Here is a 15,037-nt window from a genome sequence, read left to right as displayed (position 1 = left end):
ACGGCGGCCTGATCCGTCAGGCTGTCTTGATCAGCGACAAGAGAGGGCTTTTGGAATCCTTCTCCACCATCACCTCGCCCACATGGACGATCTGCCGCTCGCGCGCGACGAACGCTGTCGGCATTTCGGACTGCATCTCGGCTTCCACGGCACGCAGCATGGCGTCGCTATGGGCGGGATGGAGATGGATGATCGCGAGCGCCTTGGCACCGGCGGCCTTCGCCAGTTCGACGCCCTTCTGCCATGTGGAATGACCCCAGCCGCAGCAGCGCGGATATTCCGACTCGGTGAACATGCCGTCGTAGACGAGGAGGTCCGAGCCTTCCACGAACCGGCGCAGGGACTCGTCCGGCCACGGGTCGGAATGCTCGATGTCGCTGATGATGCAGAGGCGTTTTCCGCCATGGTCGAAGCGGTACCCCACCGATCCTTGCGGGTGGTTGAGGAGGATCGTGTCCACACGCGACCCATCGGGGAAATCGAGCGCCTCGCCGGCCTTGAAACCGTGATGGGCGAGGGTGCAGGGAAGGATGTCCAAGGTCACCGGGAAGAGTGGCGGCGAGAACAGGCGGTCCAGGGTCTCCTTCGCGCTCGCTCCGTCGAGATTGCCGCAATACGTGTTGATCGTCCGTTCCGGGTTGAAGATCACCGGCTTGAAGAACGGCAGGCCCGCCGTGTGGTCGAGATGCAGATGGCTCAACAGGAGGTCGATCTCTTTCGGCATCTCCTCGCGGTGATGCAGCCCGCAGGCATTCAGGCCCGAGCCGGCATCGACGATGAACAGGCGCGAGCCGCAGCGGATCTCCAGGCACGGGGTGTTGCCGCCGAACTCGACATAATCCGGCCCGCTAACGGGCGTGGAACCGCGGACGCCCCAGAAGCGTAGGGAGAGGCCGTCTTCGGTCGAGGGCGTGTGCGTCATACTCATGGTTCGACTACCGATTGCCCGATCCGCCTGAGACCCGGTGCCTTTCGGCGCACCGATGCGATCCATTCCTCGCGAGAACGGTCACAAACAGGTTGCCAGGATCGAAGTGGGGTTGACCATGAGGTAGTCAGCCCCCTCCGACATCGATGTGCGGCCACGCACACAGCTTGGAGACGCTCGTCCTCGGCAAAACCGCGCTCACCGGCCAGCTTTCAATCGGAGCGAGCCCAATATTCGCCTGCGTGAAACGTCCGACGCTCCGGGCGGCCGTTGCCTCGGGCAGAGCCAATGTGGCGTTGCCGAGACGGCGAATCCGGCCCTCGTGTCGAGTTCGTGCCCGATCCTGACGACAGCATCTCCGTCGCGATTCCAGAGAAAATCGGGGAATGTCTTTGCTGAAGTCTATCGTCCGGGAGACGATGAGGGCCGAGGCTGCGCCTGGATTCCGGCCGATGGGGGAAGGACCGGCTGACGGCATGGGCTGTCACTGCCATCGCTGGCGCTGGATGCGGATACAAGGAACCGGAAGTGGAGCAGCTTGGCGCTCTCCCGTGCTACCGCTGATGGACAGCTATGGCTCACGAATTCGAATATTTCTAAATCAAGACTGCGGAATATTTCCGCTGCTCGCGTTTTATAGTCTTTCCAATATTTCAGCTTACTCTTGATTGATTGGGGTGATTGCCTCTTTATGTCGGTTATCGGGGCAATGCGCGATGAGAAGGCCCTCCAAAATGGAACGGATGCTGGAACTGGTCCGCGGCTATGCACGGCTGGCGTGGTGGGATGGCTGTGCCGTCGACATGCGCCTTCACCGCCTTGCCGACTTCATCGATTTCCTGGCTGCCGCGAGGGAGCCGGTGCTTAGGCACGAGCCGATTCCGATTGTAAAAGGAGAGATTGCGTGAGCGCCTTCCGATCGACCCGGCCATGTATCGAGCCGCCCAAAGAGGGAAGCGAACTGGACGAGGCCTTGCGCCGCGCCTTCTGGACCAGCCTGAACCGCCATCCCCTTCCGGCGCTCCAGGCGCTGGCCACGGCGGCACGGACCATCGGGACCCTGTATCGACAGATTGCCCAGGCACATGAAGGCCCCGGCGGCTGTGGTTGCGGTTGGGAGCCCGATCCGGACAGCGATCTCATCGTGCTCGAAGCCAATCTGGCCGCTTCCCTGCTGAAGCCGCCCGAACCAGACCTCGCCCACATGGTGACGCTCGGACGAGCGTGACGTCTCATCGGGGTCACTGGCGCGCCGGGGCGTCGATCCACCATCCCACCTATCGAGACGCAACATCGCGGAAGGGATTGGTTAACCCACCAGCCCGCATGATCGGCTCGATCCTGCAGGGTAGAGGTGGGAATGGACGTAATCTACCGCGGTCTCGAAACGTCGCTCCTCGGCCTCACCCTGGTCCTTGGCATCGCGGCCTTGGCCCTTCCTTCGCTGGCGCCCCGGATACTCGGCGCCCCGGAACTCGCCGTGACCCTGCCCTTGCTCAGTGTCACCGCCGCACATTGAGGGTTTCGCGCCGGATTTGCGACCCGGCAGACGATGCCTGAAGTGATCGCCTCAGGCGACGAGCTTGGCGCTGGCTGTGCGGTTCGACACAATCGACCCATGCTGACGACTTTCACAGTGCGTTGCGTCATCGCACTGCAACTGTTTCGCCCTCACGCGACTTTATAGACCAAGCGCTGCGGTGAGCGCACTGGCTTGGGTCTTTAAGGCGCTCCGGACAACGGCGCGCGGGCAAGGTTGCGATGGCGAAACGATTCGGTCTTTCCGCTGCGTTGGGCGTTGCGCTCATCGTCGGCGCCACCTCTATCCCGGCCTCCGCGATGCCGGGAACCGAGGGAGTCTCGTCCACGAGTGTTCAGCGGGACGCGGAAGTCGGCAAAGTCGCATTGACGGTAGAGGCCGAGGACGATGCCCTGGCCTGCACGAAATCGCGCAAGCGGTTGTTCGTCGATGGCGAGGGCTGGATCGTTCGCCGGGTCACCACCTGCCGCTGAGGTGATCGCCGCTGCGGTCGTGCGGGACCGGTTCATCCATAGGGTCTCGTCCATTTCGTTCATTCCGGCTATCCGACCACCGTATGGCTCGGTCGTCAGTCGAGCCATCGTTCCCGGCTCAGGCCTACGCGCTACGAGGTTCGCATGTTGGCGATGAGGAGATGGTCAGCGCATTCAGCAATGCTGGTGCTCACCCTCCTCGTTGTGCCCGTTGCCCATGCTCAGACCGCGGTGACTTCCGGCTACGGTCATTCGGATCTCCGGTTCGATGATCGCTACGCCGGACCGTATCCGGCTGCGGCGTATGGTGTTGCTCCGCTGGTACGGTTCCCGCGTCCGACCGAACTCGTTCCGAGCGCTTGGGGCTATGGAACTTACGGCATTCCCACCGCGACCGGCATCCGTCCCGCCTCCGTGGGGACACCCGTTGTATACGTGATCGACACGCCCGCCCGACGGTTCATGCGCCAGACCCGAAATCCCGGGCCGCGCATTGTGTCTCGCAAGGCGCGAAAGCCGGATCCGGCATCTCTTGCCACACACTATCAGGCCGGCGCGGAGGTCGTGACCCTGCGCATGGAGCGCACCAGCTCGCGCTGAAGACAGAGCCTTGTCAGTATTGCGCGCGCAGGACCGATTCGGAGACGAGCTTGATCGGCTTTCCCCTGCCCATCATGATCGCCGCCCGCGACTGTTCCGGGTCGGCCTCGAACCGCGTCCGCAACCAGGCGACGAGGAACTTCAGGTATTCGGAACCGATGAGCTTCGCCGTTCCCGGATGACGCCACCAGCGATCGGCGTCGAAACCTTCCGCGATCACCGGATGGGGGAGGACGCGGTCCTTGCCCATCAATGCGTGGTCGAGCTCCACCAGGGTTCGGGGCATATGATAATTCGACGTCACCACGGCCACGGTGTTGAACCGGTGCTGGCGCATCCAGCGACGGGTCTCGATGGCGTTGCCGATCGTGTTGCGGGCCCGGTAATCGAGATCGACGCAGCACTCGATCCAGTGGCGCTGGCTCGGATTGAGCCGGGCGATCTCGTCGCGGCTGGTCCGCTCGTTCACGCCGGTAATGAGAAGACGTCGGCCATAGCCACCGGCCAGAAGGTCGATCGCGTCGCCGATGCGCTGGGCACCCCCGGTCAAGGCCACGATCCCGTCCGCACGGCCGTCGAGAGTGCGCTCGTCACGGGCGATCGATTCCGCGAACACCAGGAAGCCGGCGACCAGGGCCAGGGTAGCGACGGCACCGAGGCCGAGAGCGATTTGACCGAGACGGCGGAGGGTTGAAGACATCACCATGGCGATCCGCGCGGGAGGCACCGACGATTCCGCCCGACCCCGTGGCCAGACCCAACCGAACGCCTCTGGAGGGCGAGTGGTGCCGTGTCCTGACATCCGCGTGGCCATTCTCCAAAGGTAGCGCGGAATGCGTCATCCGCGAGGCGACATTTCCGCCCCGATGGGTTTACGAATGGTTAACGCGGATCCGGCGCGGATGTCTGTAGTCCTATGATGTCATACGGAACCGCTGATCTGGCGGGTCCGGCGACCGGAAAACCGGCTTCAGCGCAGGAAACGCCGGACGGTCAGCCGCGAGACGATGCCGGTGACCACCGATGCGATGACGCCGATGAGGAGGACAGCGGCATAGCCGCGCCAACCGATATGGAACGCACCGAATAAGGCCTCGATCTCGTCCCCGGCGGGTCCCGAGCGCCAGACCTGGGCGAGCAGTCCGGCGAGCGCGAACACGGCCAGAGCCAAGCACGAGCCGATGATCCCGCCACGCAGGCCGAGGCGGAAGAACCGACGCTGGAACGCGCGGGCGATGAAGTCGTCGTTCGCGCCGACGAAATGCAGTACCTCCACGACCTCGCGATTGCCGGCCATGGCTCCTCGTGTGGCGAACACGACGGCGAGGCCGGTGGCGATCAGGACGAGGGTCACGATACCGACTCCGACGCCGACGAAGGTATTGGCCATGGTCGAGAGCCGCTGAAGCCACAGGGCATGGTCGTCGAGGCTCGCGACCCCCGGCATCGCCTCGCTGAGCGACCCCCGCAATCCCTTCAAATCCGGGGGAGGGGATTCCGCGAGCTTCAGGGTGACGAGACGCGGTACCGGAAGGTCCGAGAGGTCGAGGCCGCTCCCGAGCCAGGGTTCGAGCAGGCGCTCCGCCTCCGTCTTCGAGAAGATCCGCGTGCTGGCGATGCCGGGCGTGGCCTTGGCCAGCGACTCGGCCCTCGCCACGTCGGCATCGATGTCACGGCCGACGCTGGGCCTCACCTGGATCGTCACTTCCTGCGCGACGCTGCCCTGCCACTGGTTGGCACTGGACGCGACGATCTCGGCCGCCCCGGCGCACAGGGCGGCCAGGAAGGTCAGGATCGCGATCACCGCGGCGAGCGCCCGGCTCGCCGCCGAATCGGTGGGGACGAGGGGCGCGTTGCGTCGCAGGGTCGCCGGCAGGCCGGCCTCCTGATCGGGTGTGACGGGCATCGCGGGACGCGGGTCTAGGCTAGCCTCACCCATCAGCGTTCGATCTGAAGCCGGCCCTGGCCCAGAACGAGCCGGGGGGCGTCGACGAGGTCCATCAAGGCGAAATCGTGGGTCGCGATCAGGACCGAGGTGCCGAGGCGGTTGAGTTCGATGAACAGCCGCAACAGACGGCGGCCGAGGCCGGGATCGACATTGCCGGTGGGTTCGTCGGCAAGGAGCAGGTCGGGCCGGGCGATCAGCGCGCGGGCGATCGCCGCGCGCTGTTTCTCGCCGCCCGACAGAAGCGGCGGCAGGACATGCATGCGCTCGCCGAGGCCGACCCAGCGCAGGAGTTCCACCACCTCGGCGCGGTAGCTCGTTTCCGCCCGACCCTGGACGCGCAGGGGGAGGGCGACGTTCTCGTAGGTGGTCAGGTGGTCGAGCAGGCGGAAATCCTGAAACACGATGCCCATCCGCCGGCGGAGGCCGGTGAGCGCCTCGTTGGAAATATCGCTGACCTCTTCCCCGAACACCGAGACCAATCCGCGCGTCGGCCGCACCGAAAGCAGGATCAGGCGCAGCAGGGTAGTCTTTCCCGCGCCCGAAGGGCCGGTGAGGAACTGGAACGAGCGCGGGGCGATCTGGAAGCTCACGTCGCTCAGCACTTCCGGCCCGAGGCCGTAGCGCATGCCGACATTCTCGAACTGAACCACGGGCTCCTCGACGCCCGACAGGAGGCTGTCACGGCTCACGCTAGGGTCCCGGATCCGTCGATGCGCGATGCTGCTGACAAGCCTGCCCTCCCATATCCGCCGCTTCACGGAGGATTAACCGCTTCCGGCGATGACGGTGTGAGTCTTTTTCACCGAGCCGGCAACTGCCGATCGAGATATTCGAGGCGGCGATTCGCCATGCTGATCGTATGCCCCTCCTGCGCAAGCGAATACGACATCGCCACCGACAGGGTCGGCGTCGAGGGTCGCTCCGTGCGCTGCGCCGCCTGTCGCGAGACCTGGTTCATCTCACCCGACGAGGTCGCCGCCGCTCTTGCCGAGGAGATGGCCGAGATTCAGGCGGCGATGGGCTCTGTGGAGGGGCGCGGCGAAGCGCAGGCCGATCTCGATGCATGGGAAGCGGCGCTGGCCGAGGAGGCCCAGTCCGCGACGGCGGAGCCGGTGTCCGAAGATAAGCCGGTTCGCAAGGCCAGGGGGCGGACGCCGCCAAAGAAGCGCTGGAGCGCCCCGTCGCCCGCCGCCGCCTTCGGGCTCGCCCTGCTGGCCGGCATTCCCCTGGCGCTCCTCGCGCGCAGCACCGTTGTGCGGGCCATGCCCCAGAGCGCCTCGCTCTATGCCCGGATCGGTATGCCGGTGAACCTTCGCGGCATCGAGATCCGCGATCTCGCGGCCTACCAGACCCAGGGCGAGGGGGCGGCGTCTCAACTCGTCATAGAGGGCGACGTGGTCGGTGTGGCGGGCACCACCGTCCCGGTACCGCCGATCGAAATCCAGGTGCGCGACGCGCAGGACCAGACCATCTACCGCTGGACCGTGACGCCGCCGCGTTCCAGCCTCGAGGATCGCGAGACGGCCCGGTTCAGGGCGAGCCTGTCGTCTCCTCCGGCACAGGGGCGTACGATCAAGGTTGGGTTCGCGCCGGAACGTGGAGCGCCGGAAGCGGATGTCGCTCACTGACCCCTGACATTGCCGCTGGTTGAGGGCGAAAATCGATGCCAGCCGGCTCTGCTCGTGGTAGGGAGAATGTATGACCAGCCCGACCCGACGCGTCCGCGTCCTCTTCGACGAAGCCGCCATCGCGAACCGCAACGAGGAGCTAGCCGCAGCCATCGTCGCGGCCAAGCCCGAGAACCTCCTTGTCGTGGCGGTTCTCAAAGGCAGCTTCATGTTCGCCGCCGACCTGCTGCGGGCCTTACACCGCTCGGGCCTGTCGCCACAGGTCGAGTTCGTGCACCTGTCGAGCTACCGTAGCGGGACGGTATCCTCGGGGCAGGTCGCGATCCTGCGGGACGTGGAGAGCGAGGTTCGCGGACGCGACGTGCTGCTCGTGGACGATATCCTGGAATCGGGACGCACCGTCGTCTTCGCCAAGGATCTGCTCATGGCGCGTGGGGCCAAGCGGGTGCTGACCGCCGTTCTGCTGGAGAAGCCGGGCAAGCGGGCCGTGACCATCGATGCCGATTTCGTCGGCTTCACCTGCCCCGATGTGTTCGTGGTGGGCTACGGCATGGATGTCGCGCACGAATATCGGCAACTTCCCTTCGTCGGTCTCGTGGACCATGTGAGCAGCGAGCCGGATCTCTTCGGCGGAACCTGAGCCCCCCTCTTCAGGGAGGCGAGGCACGCGATGAATCGGGTTCGCGAGGATTCACCCGTGGGTTTATGGCGACAATTGCGCGCGGCCACATATTGCGCAACATTTACGTATTATTTGATGCAAAGCAGCCCTTGACATAGGGGCTGAGTAGAAGCGCAGTCTGGGCGGTCCAGCAGAGACAAAGAGTTGATGGCGCGAATTCTCCTTGTTGATGACGAAGAGCCGGTACGTGGTTTCCTGAAGCGGGGCCTGGAAATTGACGGTCATTCCGTCGTGACGGCGTCGGATGGCAGTGACGGACTGGATCGGCTGACGGAGGCGGACGGGGCGTTCGATTTGATGCTCACCGATATCCGCATGCCGCTCATGGACGGCATCGCCCTCGCCCTCGCGGCAAAGCGTGATTTTCCCAACTTGACCATCCTCCTGATGACGGGGTTCGCCGACCAGCGCGAGCGTGCCCGCGGTCTCGACGCCATCGTCACCGACGTGCTGACGAAGCCGTTCTCGCTGGCGGACCTGCGTTCCACCGTGAGGCGCGCGCTCGCCGCCTGAAGACGCGTCATCCTTGAAAATTTGATTGAAGCTTGGCCGCCGGTCGTTGCGTTGCCGGAGGGAGCAGTACCTCTCTCTCCCCGCCACGAGTGCCCCATGATGTCATCGACGACCACCCGCGCCGCACTGGCCGCGGTGCTTCTCTCCGGCACGATCGTCGCGGGCCCAGCATGGGCCGAAGCCCAGACCGGTTCGGCACCCACCGGCGGCCTCGCCAAGGTCGCCAGCTTCGAGCACCAAGTGACCGGCGTCACCGTGACGAAGGACGGACGCGTCTTCGTCAATTTCCCCCGTTGGACCGAGGACAGCGCCGTCTCCGTTGCCGAGGTAAAGGACGGTCGGATCACGCCCTTCCCCGATGCCGAGTGGAACGCCTGGCGCAACGCGCGCAAGGACGAGGTTTCGGCGGGCGACCATTGGATCTGTGTCCAGAGTGTCGTGGCGAGCCCCGACGGCAATCTCTGGGTTCTCGATCCGGCCGCTCCCGCTATGGCCGCATTGGTGAAGAACGGGCCGAAGCTCGTGGAGATCGACCTCAAGACGAACAAGCCCGCTCGCATCATCGCCTTCGACGAGGCGGTGGCCCCGCAGGGCTCCTACCTCAACGACGTCCGCTTCTCGCCGGATGGGAAGACCGCCTACATCACCGATTCGGGTGCGAGCGGTGCCCTCGTCGTGGTCGATCTCGCCAGCGGCAAGGCCTGTCGCCTCCTCGACGGCGATCCGACGACCCAACCCGACAAGAGCGTGACGGTGACCTATGAGGGCAAGCCGCTAAGGCGACCCGATGGGCGCGGCGTGGAATTCGCCGCCGATGGTATCGCCCTCTCGCCCGATGGCGGCACCCTCTACTGGCAGGCGATCAAGGGGCGAACCCTCTACAGCCTGCCGACATCCGCGCTCACCGGATGGCTGACTTCGTCGCTCGTGCCGGAGGCGCTTAGCGACCGGAGCCTGTCGGCCATGGTCGAGACGGTGGGCGACAACGGTCCCGCTGACGGCCTCATTATCTCGCGCAAGGATGGGCGGATGTACGTCACCTCGCCTCAGGACGATTCGATCAAGGTTCGGGACCTATCCGCCAAGGGCTCCGCCCTCACGACTCTGATTCAGGACAAGCGCCTGCGCTGGCCCGATACTTTCGCCGAGGGACCGGACGGGACCCTCTACGTGACGACCTCTCGTATCCAGGATTCGGCCTTCTACAAGGCCGACGCCCCGGCGGCTCTGCCAACCGACCTGTGGAGCATCAAGCCGACGAGCGACGCCGCCGGCTCGACGACGAGCCCATCGGCCCGCTGAGACCGAAGGCCCGGCCTGTCGACGAGACCGGCCTGGGTCTCGCCGTTGCCCCCCTTGCGAGCTTTTCCATGCGCCGACGCGATATCCTCTGCGGCCTCGCCGCATCTTCCCTCTGGAGCCTGCCCGCCTCGGCGGCCCCGATCCTTCGTTCGGACGATCCCCGGTTCGCCGAACTGGTCGATCCCTCCGCCCGGCCGGTGACCCTCTACCGCGAGGGTCGGTGGTGCGAAGGCGTGTGCTGGGCGCCGCACCTTGGGGGCCTCATCGTCAGTGACGTGCGATCGAACCGCATGCTGGTGATCGGCGAGGATGGCGGAGTGATGCCGTTCCGCGATCCGTCCAACAATGCCAATGGAAACGTCCTCGATGGTCAGGGACGTCTCGTCACCTGCGAGCACCGCACCCGTCGCGTCGTTCGCCGGGAATCCGATGGATCGATGAAGGTATTGGCCGACATGTATGGCGGCCAGCCATTGAATTCCCCCAACGACGCGGCGCTCGCGCCGGACGGTGCGATCTGGTTCACCGACCCCGTCTTCGGCATCACCGTGCCGGATGAAGGCATTCAGACGACGCCTTCCCAGTCCGCGAGGCGGGTCTACCGGATCGATCCGGCCGGTGAGATCCGGGGCATGACCGACGCGGTCGGCCAACCGAACGGCATCGCCTTTTCGCCGGATGGGCGAACGCTCTACGTCACCGAGACCAGTGCCGCCCTCGACAATGCGGAAGGGGCCCGCGCTATCCTCGCCTTTCCGGTGGAAGAGAGGCGCCTCGGTGATCCACGGGTCGTCGCCTCGCTCGAGACGGGCGCTCCGGACGGGCTCGCCATCGACGAAGCCGGGCGGATCTACGCGGCCTGTGCCGACGGCGTACGTGTTTACCTGCCCGACGGGACGTTGCTCGGCCGGATCGCCACCGCGACGCCGGCCTCCAATGTCGAGTTCGGCGGGCGGGACGGGAATCGCCTCTTCATTTCGGCGGGCTCCGTGGTGGCGGCCATCGATCTCAAGGTCCGAGGCGCGGTGAAAGCCCGCTGACCGCATTCATATCCTTCAGGATTGCAGCATCCATGACCTTCGCTCGACGTGACATGCTGGCTGCCGGCCTCGCCGGATTTGCCGCACGGACCAGCCAGGCCTCCGCTGAGCAAAAGGGCGCGTCCCAAGCGGAATCCGGCACGGGGGTCGCCAGCGATCAGGGCGTTCCCGGGCTCGAACTCGCCATGGTGGCGAATGCGCCCTCGAACCCCACCGGCATCACCCTGTCGCGAAGCGGCCGCGTCTTCGTGATGATGCCGCGCTTCAACGCCAAGGTCCCTTTCACCCTCGGCGAGGTCATGCCGGACGAGAGCGTGACGCCCTATCCCGACGAGGCCACCAACCAGCCCGACTCGAAGGCCTCTCAGCACCGGCTCCTTCACGTGCCCAATGGTGTGATGGACCGCGACGACAGGCTCTGGGTGCTCGATGCCGGATTGCCGGATGGGTCGGGCCCGCCCATGCCGGGAGGTGCCAAGCTCGTCCGGTTCGATCTGACCACCAACCGGATCGCCCAGGTGGTCCCGCTGGAGGCCGGCGTCACGGCGACCTCCTCGCTCAACGACCTCAGGGTCGATATCCGGGACGGACGGGCGGTGGCCTTCATCACCGACCAGGGCCAGGACGGCCATGGTGCCATCCTCGCGGTCGATCTCGCGAGCGGTCGTGTCACCCGGCGACTCGCCCGGCATGCCAGCACCGAGTCCCAGAAGGGCATCGTCAAAGTAGTCGAGAATCGCCAGATCCTGCAGCGCAAGGCCGAGGGGCCGCCGCGTCCGGTCCAGGGCGGCGCGAACGGCATCGCCCTCAGCCCCGACGGCCGACGCCTCTACTACGCCCCACTGATGGGCCGGCGCCTCTATGCGGTGGAGACCGCTCTTCTCCTCGACCCGGCGGTGTCCGATGCCGAGGTCGCCGCCGCTGTGGAGGATCTCGGCGAGAAGGGCATGACCGGAGGGCTCATTGCCGATTCCAAGGACCGCGTGTATCTCGCCCTGCAGGAGCACAACGCGGTCGGCCGGCGCGAGACGGACGGTACCGTCACGATCCTCGCCACCGATCCCCGGCTCATCTGGGCCGACACGTTCTGGATCACCCCCGACCGCTGGCTCTACATCACGGCCGCGCAGGTCAATCGCAGCCCCGACTACAATAATGGACGCGACCTCAGGCAGCCGCCCTATGCGATTTTGAGGATGCGCATCGACGCCGACCCGGCCTGATCAGCCGAGCAGATGTGTGAGCAGGGCGCGCAGTTGCGCCGGCTTGATCGGCTTGTGCATCAGCTCCGCCCCGAGCCTCGCCACATCGGCTTCGATCGCGGCGGAATGGTCGGCGGTGGTGACGATCGCTGGCAGGTCCGTGCGGATCACGCCCCGCAGGTAGGTGGCCACGTCGAGGCCGCAGGCGCCGTTGTCGAGGTGGTAATCCAGGATCAGCACGTCCGGTGGTGGACGTCCGGCGGAGACGTACTCTCCGACGCTGGCGAGATCGCGATGAGCACTCACATCGGCATCCCAGTTCCGCAGCAGGCGCGTCAGTGCATCTGCGGTGGCCGGATCGTTCTCCACGATGAGCACGCGCGCGCCCGTCAGCCGCGTCGCGATCGGCGTGGGGCCGGCCACCGGCTCGATCGGAGAGGTGCCGATGGGGACGGTCAGGCTCATCCGCGTTCCGTGGCCGGGCCGGGAATTCAGGGTGAGCGCGTGATCGAGGGCCGTTGCCATGCGCTGGACGATGGAGAGCCCGAGACCGAGACCGGGCTCACCCTCGTCACCCTCCCTGCCGCCCCGGTAAAATTCCTCGAAGACGAGATGCCGCTCGCTCTCCTCGATGCCGCAGCCGGTATCGATGATCTCGATGCGGCACGCCTGGTCCCGCCGCCGCGCGGCGATCAGCACACCTCCGCGGCTGGTGTAGCGGACGGCATTGGAGACGAGGTTCTGCAGGATGCGACGAAGCAGGATCGGGTCGCTGTCGACCCGGAGCTCCGGGCAGCGGACCGCGAGGCGCAGGCCCTTGCGCTCGGCCATCGGCATGAAGCTCGCAGCGATGCCCCCGAGCAGATCGGCGAGGGCCACCGGGTGGATGATCGGCCGGACGATGCCGGCATCGAGCTTGGAGATGTCGAGCAGCGTCTTGATCAGATCTTCGATGGTCTGCAGGCCTCGCTCCACCTGCCCCGACATCGCCAGTGCTTCCGGGCTGAGCGGCATGTCGGAGAGGGCCGAGGCCGAGAGGCGCGCGGCATTCAGCGGCTGAAGCAGATCATGGCCGGCGGCGGCGAGGAAGCGGGTCTTCGAGCGGTTGGCGGTCTCGGCTTCCTCCTTCGCCGCGATGAGGGCGGCGTTGGAGCGCTCCAGGCTGTGCATCAGCCCGGTCAGCTCCTCGGTGCGCGAGCGGACCCGACCTTCGAGGATGATCGCGGTCTGAAACAGCGAATAGGCCCCGCCCTGCTGGTCCATGTTGCGTTCCACATGCGCCATGAGGGCGGCGTTGATGCGCTCGAGCTTGGCGATGCGGCGGGCGGCATCGTCCGCATGATCGGCCTTCATCGGGCGCGCGGCCGGCCGATGGCGATGCCGGTGAACGTCTGGTTGAGATGCATCGCCCGGTATTGCTCGCCGTAGGTCTCGAACCCGACCACGTCGTAGCGGCGGTAGAGTTCGCAGATGCCCTGACGGACCTGCCGGCTTTCCGCGTCGAGGCGGCGCAGGACGCAATCGAAGCCGATGATCAGGTCGATCCCACCCAACGCCGCATCGAGGCGGGCGAGGTCGTTGCGGGTGGTCTCTACGATGTCGCGTGGCTGGGCCAGGGTCAGCACGACGCCTTCGTCGATGGCGCAGAAGAAGGTCAGCGAGCCATCGGCGTTCATGCGCCGGATCGAGCGGCAGAAATACTCGCCGCCGACCTTTACGGCGAGCGGATAGGCGGCAAAGCTCATCGGTGTGAGCGCTTCCGGATCGAGCCCCACCGCCATGGCGTATTCGCGGGCGGCGGGCTCGGCGTTCAACTCATGGACGATGCGCTGCTCGTCGTCGGAGGCCGTCACCACGAACTTCGTCGATGTCGGCTCGAAATGATCGCTCTTGAAAGTCTGGAACGGGTGATCCGTCTCCACCAGCACCACCACGGCCGCCCTGCGATGGATCGTGCCGCCGTGAAGCAAGACCGTTTCGCGGAAATGCAGATCGTCGCCGGCCGATCCCCCGACCAGCGGAATGCCGTCGAGGGCCCAGGCGATGGTCGACACCACCGTCTCCTCCGCATTGGCGAGCCCGTCGATGAAGGACAAGGCGAAGAGCCGGTTCGTCGCGTGGTCGGTGGGGTCCGTCGCCAGCGCCCGGCGCAGCGTGCGGACCGACGAGGCCGTGCGAGCCACATCGAGATGGTCGATGGCATCGAGGATCGCCGAGACGACGCGAAATCCCTTGGCCGGAAACGCCACGACGACGAGGCCGCCCTCCAGGCCTCCCGCAGGGCAGATCCCGCCCGACATCGTACACCCGGTGATGGGCGTGCCGGCGAAGGCCTCCCCCAGGGCGGCGTTCAGGGCGCCGACATCGTAATCGGGGGAGAAGAAGGCCAGCATGTGCGAGAGGCCGGCCGGGTCGATATGGGCGGCGATGTCCGCCACGGCGTCGGCCTCCGCCGTCGCCATCGTCCAGGAGGTCTTGATCCCGCACAGATGCCCACGCATCCGCGTGTCCTCCTCCACCGTCGCGCTCCCTCCGGCGTCGTGGAATGGCTTTGCGCCTTCGTCGTCACGCCGCCGACGTGTATGTCGGCGCGCCGAGCGGGGTGCAATGGCGGCGCTCTCCCGCGCCGCCCTTACCTGTCAGTCCACCGTCTTGAGGTCCTTGACCGAGACGTCGCCCTGCCGCGACGAGAAGGTCGGCGCGGAACCGTTGCTCTGAGAGACGCCGCTGATCTGGTGATCGCCGGTATCGTAGGTGGTGCGCTTGCCGTCGGTATCGATTACGAGGCGGCGGGCATCGGGGAAGAACGCATAGCGCATTCCGTTCTGGCCGCCGCTGGTGGAGGGCTGGCCCAGCTCCTGCGGCCACCAGGCCTCGCCGCCGGACATCGGTTTCATCGGCTCCATAGGCTTCATCGGTTCCATGGGCTTCATCGGTTCCATCGTCATCCTCCAAACAGGGTCGCGCGTCTGGCACGGCTACGCCTGAAAGCCGACATGGTTGCATCCCGGGGGAGCCGCCGACCCATCGATTGCACGACCTGCCGGTTTTTCGCGCCGTTCCGAGTCGGCACACCGGTTCGCTTCTCGCGGCATCTGTTTGCCCGCACTCGGTTGCACGCATTGAATTTCCCCGTTGTAGGGATCATATCGCGCACCGTTCGATCCCCGGAGGCAAACCC

At 65.9% G+C, this 15,037-nt stretch carries 18 protein-coding genes; 11 read left to right on the top strand and 7 right to left on the bottom strand.

Features of this window, described 5'->3' with window-relative positions; all coding sequences use genetic code 11:
* Positions 1–16: 16 nt before the first annotated feature.
* Entirely contained in the window at positions 17–928 is a 912-nt protein-coding gene (locus ACYQML_RS02050; protein WP_056421952.1) for an MBL fold metallo-hydrolase, read from the bottom strand.
* A 734-nt stretch (positions 929–1,662) separates the two neighbouring features.
* On the opposite strand from ACYQML_RS02050, the gene ACYQML_RS02045 reads away from it, so the two are divergent.
* From ACYQML_RS02045 to ACYQML_RS02025, 5 genes are all read left to right on the top strand, one after another.
* On the top strand, positions 1,663–1,836 hold the full coding sequence (locus ACYQML_RS02045) for a hypothetical protein (RefSeq protein ID WP_207412307.1): 174 nt from the start codon (positions 1,663–1,665) through the stop codon (positions 1,834–1,836).
* Positions 1,833–2,156, top strand: coding sequence for a hypothetical protein (locus tag ACYQML_RS02040; RefSeq protein ID WP_056421950.1), 324 nt, complete (start codon positions 1,833–1,835; stop codon positions 2,154–2,156). The genes ACYQML_RS02045 and ACYQML_RS02040 overlap by 4 nt, the downstream gene beginning before the upstream one ends.
* 132 nt (positions 2,157–2,288) lie before the next feature.
* A complete protein-coding gene (locus ACYQML_RS02035; RefSeq protein ID WP_200919001.1) occupies positions 2,289–2,447 on the top strand; it encodes a hypothetical protein in 159 nt (52 codons plus the stop codon).
* Between the two features lie 242 nt (positions 2,448–2,689).
* Positions 2,690–2,941 carry a hypothetical protein gene (locus tag ACYQML_RS02030; RefSeq protein ID WP_461234541.1) on the top strand — a complete coding sequence of 84 codons (252 nt, stop codon included), beginning with the start codon at positions 2,690–2,692 and terminating at the stop codon, positions 2,939–2,941.
* A gap of 180 nt (positions 2,942–3,121) precedes the next feature.
* A complete protein-coding gene (locus ACYQML_RS02025) occupies positions 3,122–3,541 on the top strand; it encodes a hypothetical protein (protein ID WP_461234540.1) in 420 nt (139 codons plus the stop codon).
* Between the two features lie 13 nt (positions 3,542–3,554).
* On the opposite strand, the gene ACYQML_RS02020 is transcribed toward ACYQML_RS02025, so the two are convergent.
* The 3 genes from ACYQML_RS02020 to ftsE form a co-directional block, all read right to left on the bottom strand.
* The gene (locus tag ACYQML_RS02020; RefSeq protein ID WP_461234539.1) at positions 3,555–4,247 is read right to left on the bottom strand and encodes a YdcF family protein; all 693 of its coding nucleotides are present in this window, start codon (positions 4,245–4,247) and stop codon (positions 3,555–3,557) included.
* 264 nt (positions 4,248–4,511) lie between these two features.
* Entirely contained in the window at positions 4,512–5,447 is a 936-nt protein-coding gene (locus ACYQML_RS02015; protein WP_244478210.1) for a cell division protein FtsX, read from the bottom strand.
* 32 nt (positions 5,448–5,479) lie between these two features.
* Positions 5,480–6,178 (bottom strand): cell division ATP-binding protein FtsE, encoded by a 699-nt coding sequence (gene ftsE / locus ACYQML_RS02010; protein ID WP_056421937.1) that lies wholly within the window; start codon positions 6,176–6,178, stop codon positions 5,480–5,482.
* Positions 6,179–6,337: 159 nt separating this feature from the next.
* Between ftsE and ACYQML_RS02005 the strand changes: the two genes are divergently transcribed.
* The 6 genes from ACYQML_RS02005 to ACYQML_RS01980 all read left to right on the top strand — a co-directional run bounded on the left by ACYQML_RS02005 (position 6,338) and on the right by ACYQML_RS01980 (position 11,877).
* Positions 6,338–7,117, top strand: a complete 780-nt coding sequence (locus tag ACYQML_RS02005) for a zinc-ribbon domain-containing protein (protein ID WP_056421936.1) — start codon at positions 6,338–6,340, stop codon at positions 7,115–7,117.
* A gap of 70 nt (positions 7,118–7,187) precedes the next feature.
* Positions 7,188–7,757, top strand: coding sequence for a hypoxanthine phosphoribosyltransferase (hpt, locus tag ACYQML_RS02000; protein WP_056421935.1), 570 nt, complete (start codon positions 7,188–7,190; stop codon positions 7,755–7,757).
* A 189-nt stretch (positions 7,758–7,946) separates the two neighbouring features.
* Positions 7,947–8,312 carry a response regulator gene (locus tag ACYQML_RS01995; RefSeq protein WP_056421932.1) on the top strand — a complete coding sequence of 122 codons (366 nt, stop codon included), beginning with the start codon at positions 7,947–7,949 and terminating at the stop codon, positions 8,310–8,312.
* 96 nt (positions 8,313–8,408) lie between these two features.
* Positions 8,409–9,614, top strand: a complete 1,206-nt coding sequence (locus ACYQML_RS01990; RefSeq protein ID WP_461234538.1) for an SMP-30/gluconolactonase/LRE family protein — start codon at positions 8,409–8,411, stop codon at positions 9,612–9,614.
* A 68-nt stretch (positions 9,615–9,682) separates the two neighbouring features.
* Complete coding sequence (locus ACYQML_RS01985; RefSeq protein WP_461234537.1) at positions 9,683–10,654, top strand: SMP-30/gluconolactonase/LRE family protein; 972 nt, start codon at positions 9,683–9,685, stop codon at positions 10,652–10,654.
* Between the two features lie 32 nt (positions 10,655–10,686).
* The gene (locus ACYQML_RS01980) at positions 10,687–11,877 is read left to right on the top strand and encodes an SMP-30/gluconolactonase/LRE family protein (protein ID WP_461234536.1); all 1,191 of its coding nucleotides are present in this window, start codon (positions 10,687–10,689) and stop codon (positions 11,875–11,877) included.
* Here the strand turns inward: ACYQML_RS01980 and ACYQML_RS01975 are convergent, their stop codons facing one another.
* From ACYQML_RS01975 to ACYQML_RS01965, 3 genes are all read right to left on the bottom strand, one after another.
* Positions 11,878–13,209, bottom strand: a complete 1,332-nt coding sequence (locus tag ACYQML_RS01975; protein WP_461234535.1) for an ATP-binding response regulator — start codon at positions 13,207–13,209, stop codon at positions 11,878–11,880. It abuts the gene before it with no gap.
* The gene (locus tag ACYQML_RS01970; protein WP_461235640.1) at positions 13,206–14,357 is read right to left on the bottom strand and encodes an FIST N-terminal domain-containing protein; all 1,152 of its coding nucleotides are present in this window, start codon (positions 14,355–14,357) and stop codon (positions 13,206–13,208) included. Before ACYQML_RS01970 ends, ACYQML_RS01975 begins: the two co-directional genes overlap by 4 nt.
* A gap of 138 nt (positions 14,358–14,495) precedes the next feature.
* The gene (locus ACYQML_RS01965) at positions 14,496–14,798 is read right to left on the bottom strand and encodes a hypothetical protein (RefSeq protein ID WP_027171815.1); all 303 of its coding nucleotides are present in this window, start codon (positions 14,796–14,798) and stop codon (positions 14,496–14,498) included.
* Between the last annotated feature and the right edge of the window lie 239 nt (positions 14,799–15,037).

Source organism: Methylobacterium sp. CM6244, assembly GCF_054817885.1.
This window is presented reverse-complemented; position numbering and strand designations above follow the sequence as displayed.

Bases quoted from the DNA above. Each gene is read 5' to 3' on its own strand.
- ACYQML_RS02045 (WP_207412307.1), top strand. From the start codon at position 1,663: ATGGAACGGATGCTGGAACTGGTCCGCGGCTATGCACGGCTGGCGTGG.
- ACYQML_RS02050 (WP_056421952.1), bottom strand. From the start codon at position 928: ATGAGTATGACGCACACGCCCTCGACCGAAGACGGCCTCTCCCTACGC.
- ACYQML_RS01980 (WP_461234536.1), top strand. From the start codon at position 10,687: ATGACCTTCGCTCGACGTGACATGCTGGCTGCCGGCCTCGCCGGATTT.
- ACYQML_RS01975 (WP_461234535.1), bottom strand. From the start codon at position 13,209: ATGAAGGCCGATCATGCGGACGATGCCGCCCGCCGCATCGCCAAGCTC.
- ACYQML_RS01995 (WP_056421932.1), top strand. From the start codon at position 7,947: ATGGCGCGAATTCTCCTTGTTGATGACGAAGAGCCGGTACGTGGTTTC.
- ACYQML_RS01970 (WP_461235640.1), bottom strand. From the start codon at position 14,357: ATGCGTGGGCATCTGTGCGGGATCAAGACCTCCTGGACGATGGCGACG.
- ACYQML_RS02020 (WP_461234539.1), bottom strand. From the start codon at position 4,247: ATGGTGATGTCTTCAACCCTCCGCCGTCTCGGTCAAATCGCTCTCGGC.
- ACYQML_RS02015 (WP_244478210.1), bottom strand. From the start codon at position 5,447: ATGCCCGTCACACCCGATCAGGAGGCCGGCCTGCCGGCGACCCTGCGA.
- ACYQML_RS02005 (WP_056421936.1), top strand. From the start codon at position 6,338: ATGCTGATCGTATGCCCCTCCTGCGCAAGCGAATACGACATCGCCACC.
- ACYQML_RS01990 (WP_461234538.1), top strand. From the start codon at position 8,409: ATGATGTCATCGACGACCACCCGCGCCGCACTGGCCGCGGTGCTTCTC.
- ACYQML_RS02025 (WP_461234540.1), top strand. From the start codon at position 3,122: ATGCTGGTGCTCACCCTCCTCGTTGTGCCCGTTGCCCATGCTCAGACC.
- ACYQML_RS01965 (WP_027171815.1), bottom strand. From the start codon at position 14,798: ATGGAACCGATGAAGCCCATGGAACCGATGAAGCCTATGGAGCCGATG.
- hpt (WP_056421935.1), top strand. From the start codon at position 7,188: ATGACCAGCCCGACCCGACGCGTCCGCGTCCTCTTCGACGAAGCCGCC.
- ACYQML_RS02035 (WP_200919001.1), top strand. From the start codon at position 2,289: ATGGACGTAATCTACCGCGGTCTCGAAACGTCGCTCCTCGGCCTCACC.
- ACYQML_RS02030 (WP_461234541.1), top strand. From the start codon at position 2,690: ATGGCGAAACGATTCGGTCTTTCCGCTGCGTTGGGCGTTGCGCTCATC.
- ACYQML_RS01985 (WP_461234537.1), top strand. From the start codon at position 9,683: ATGCGCCGACGCGATATCCTCTGCGGCCTCGCCGCATCTTCCCTCTGG.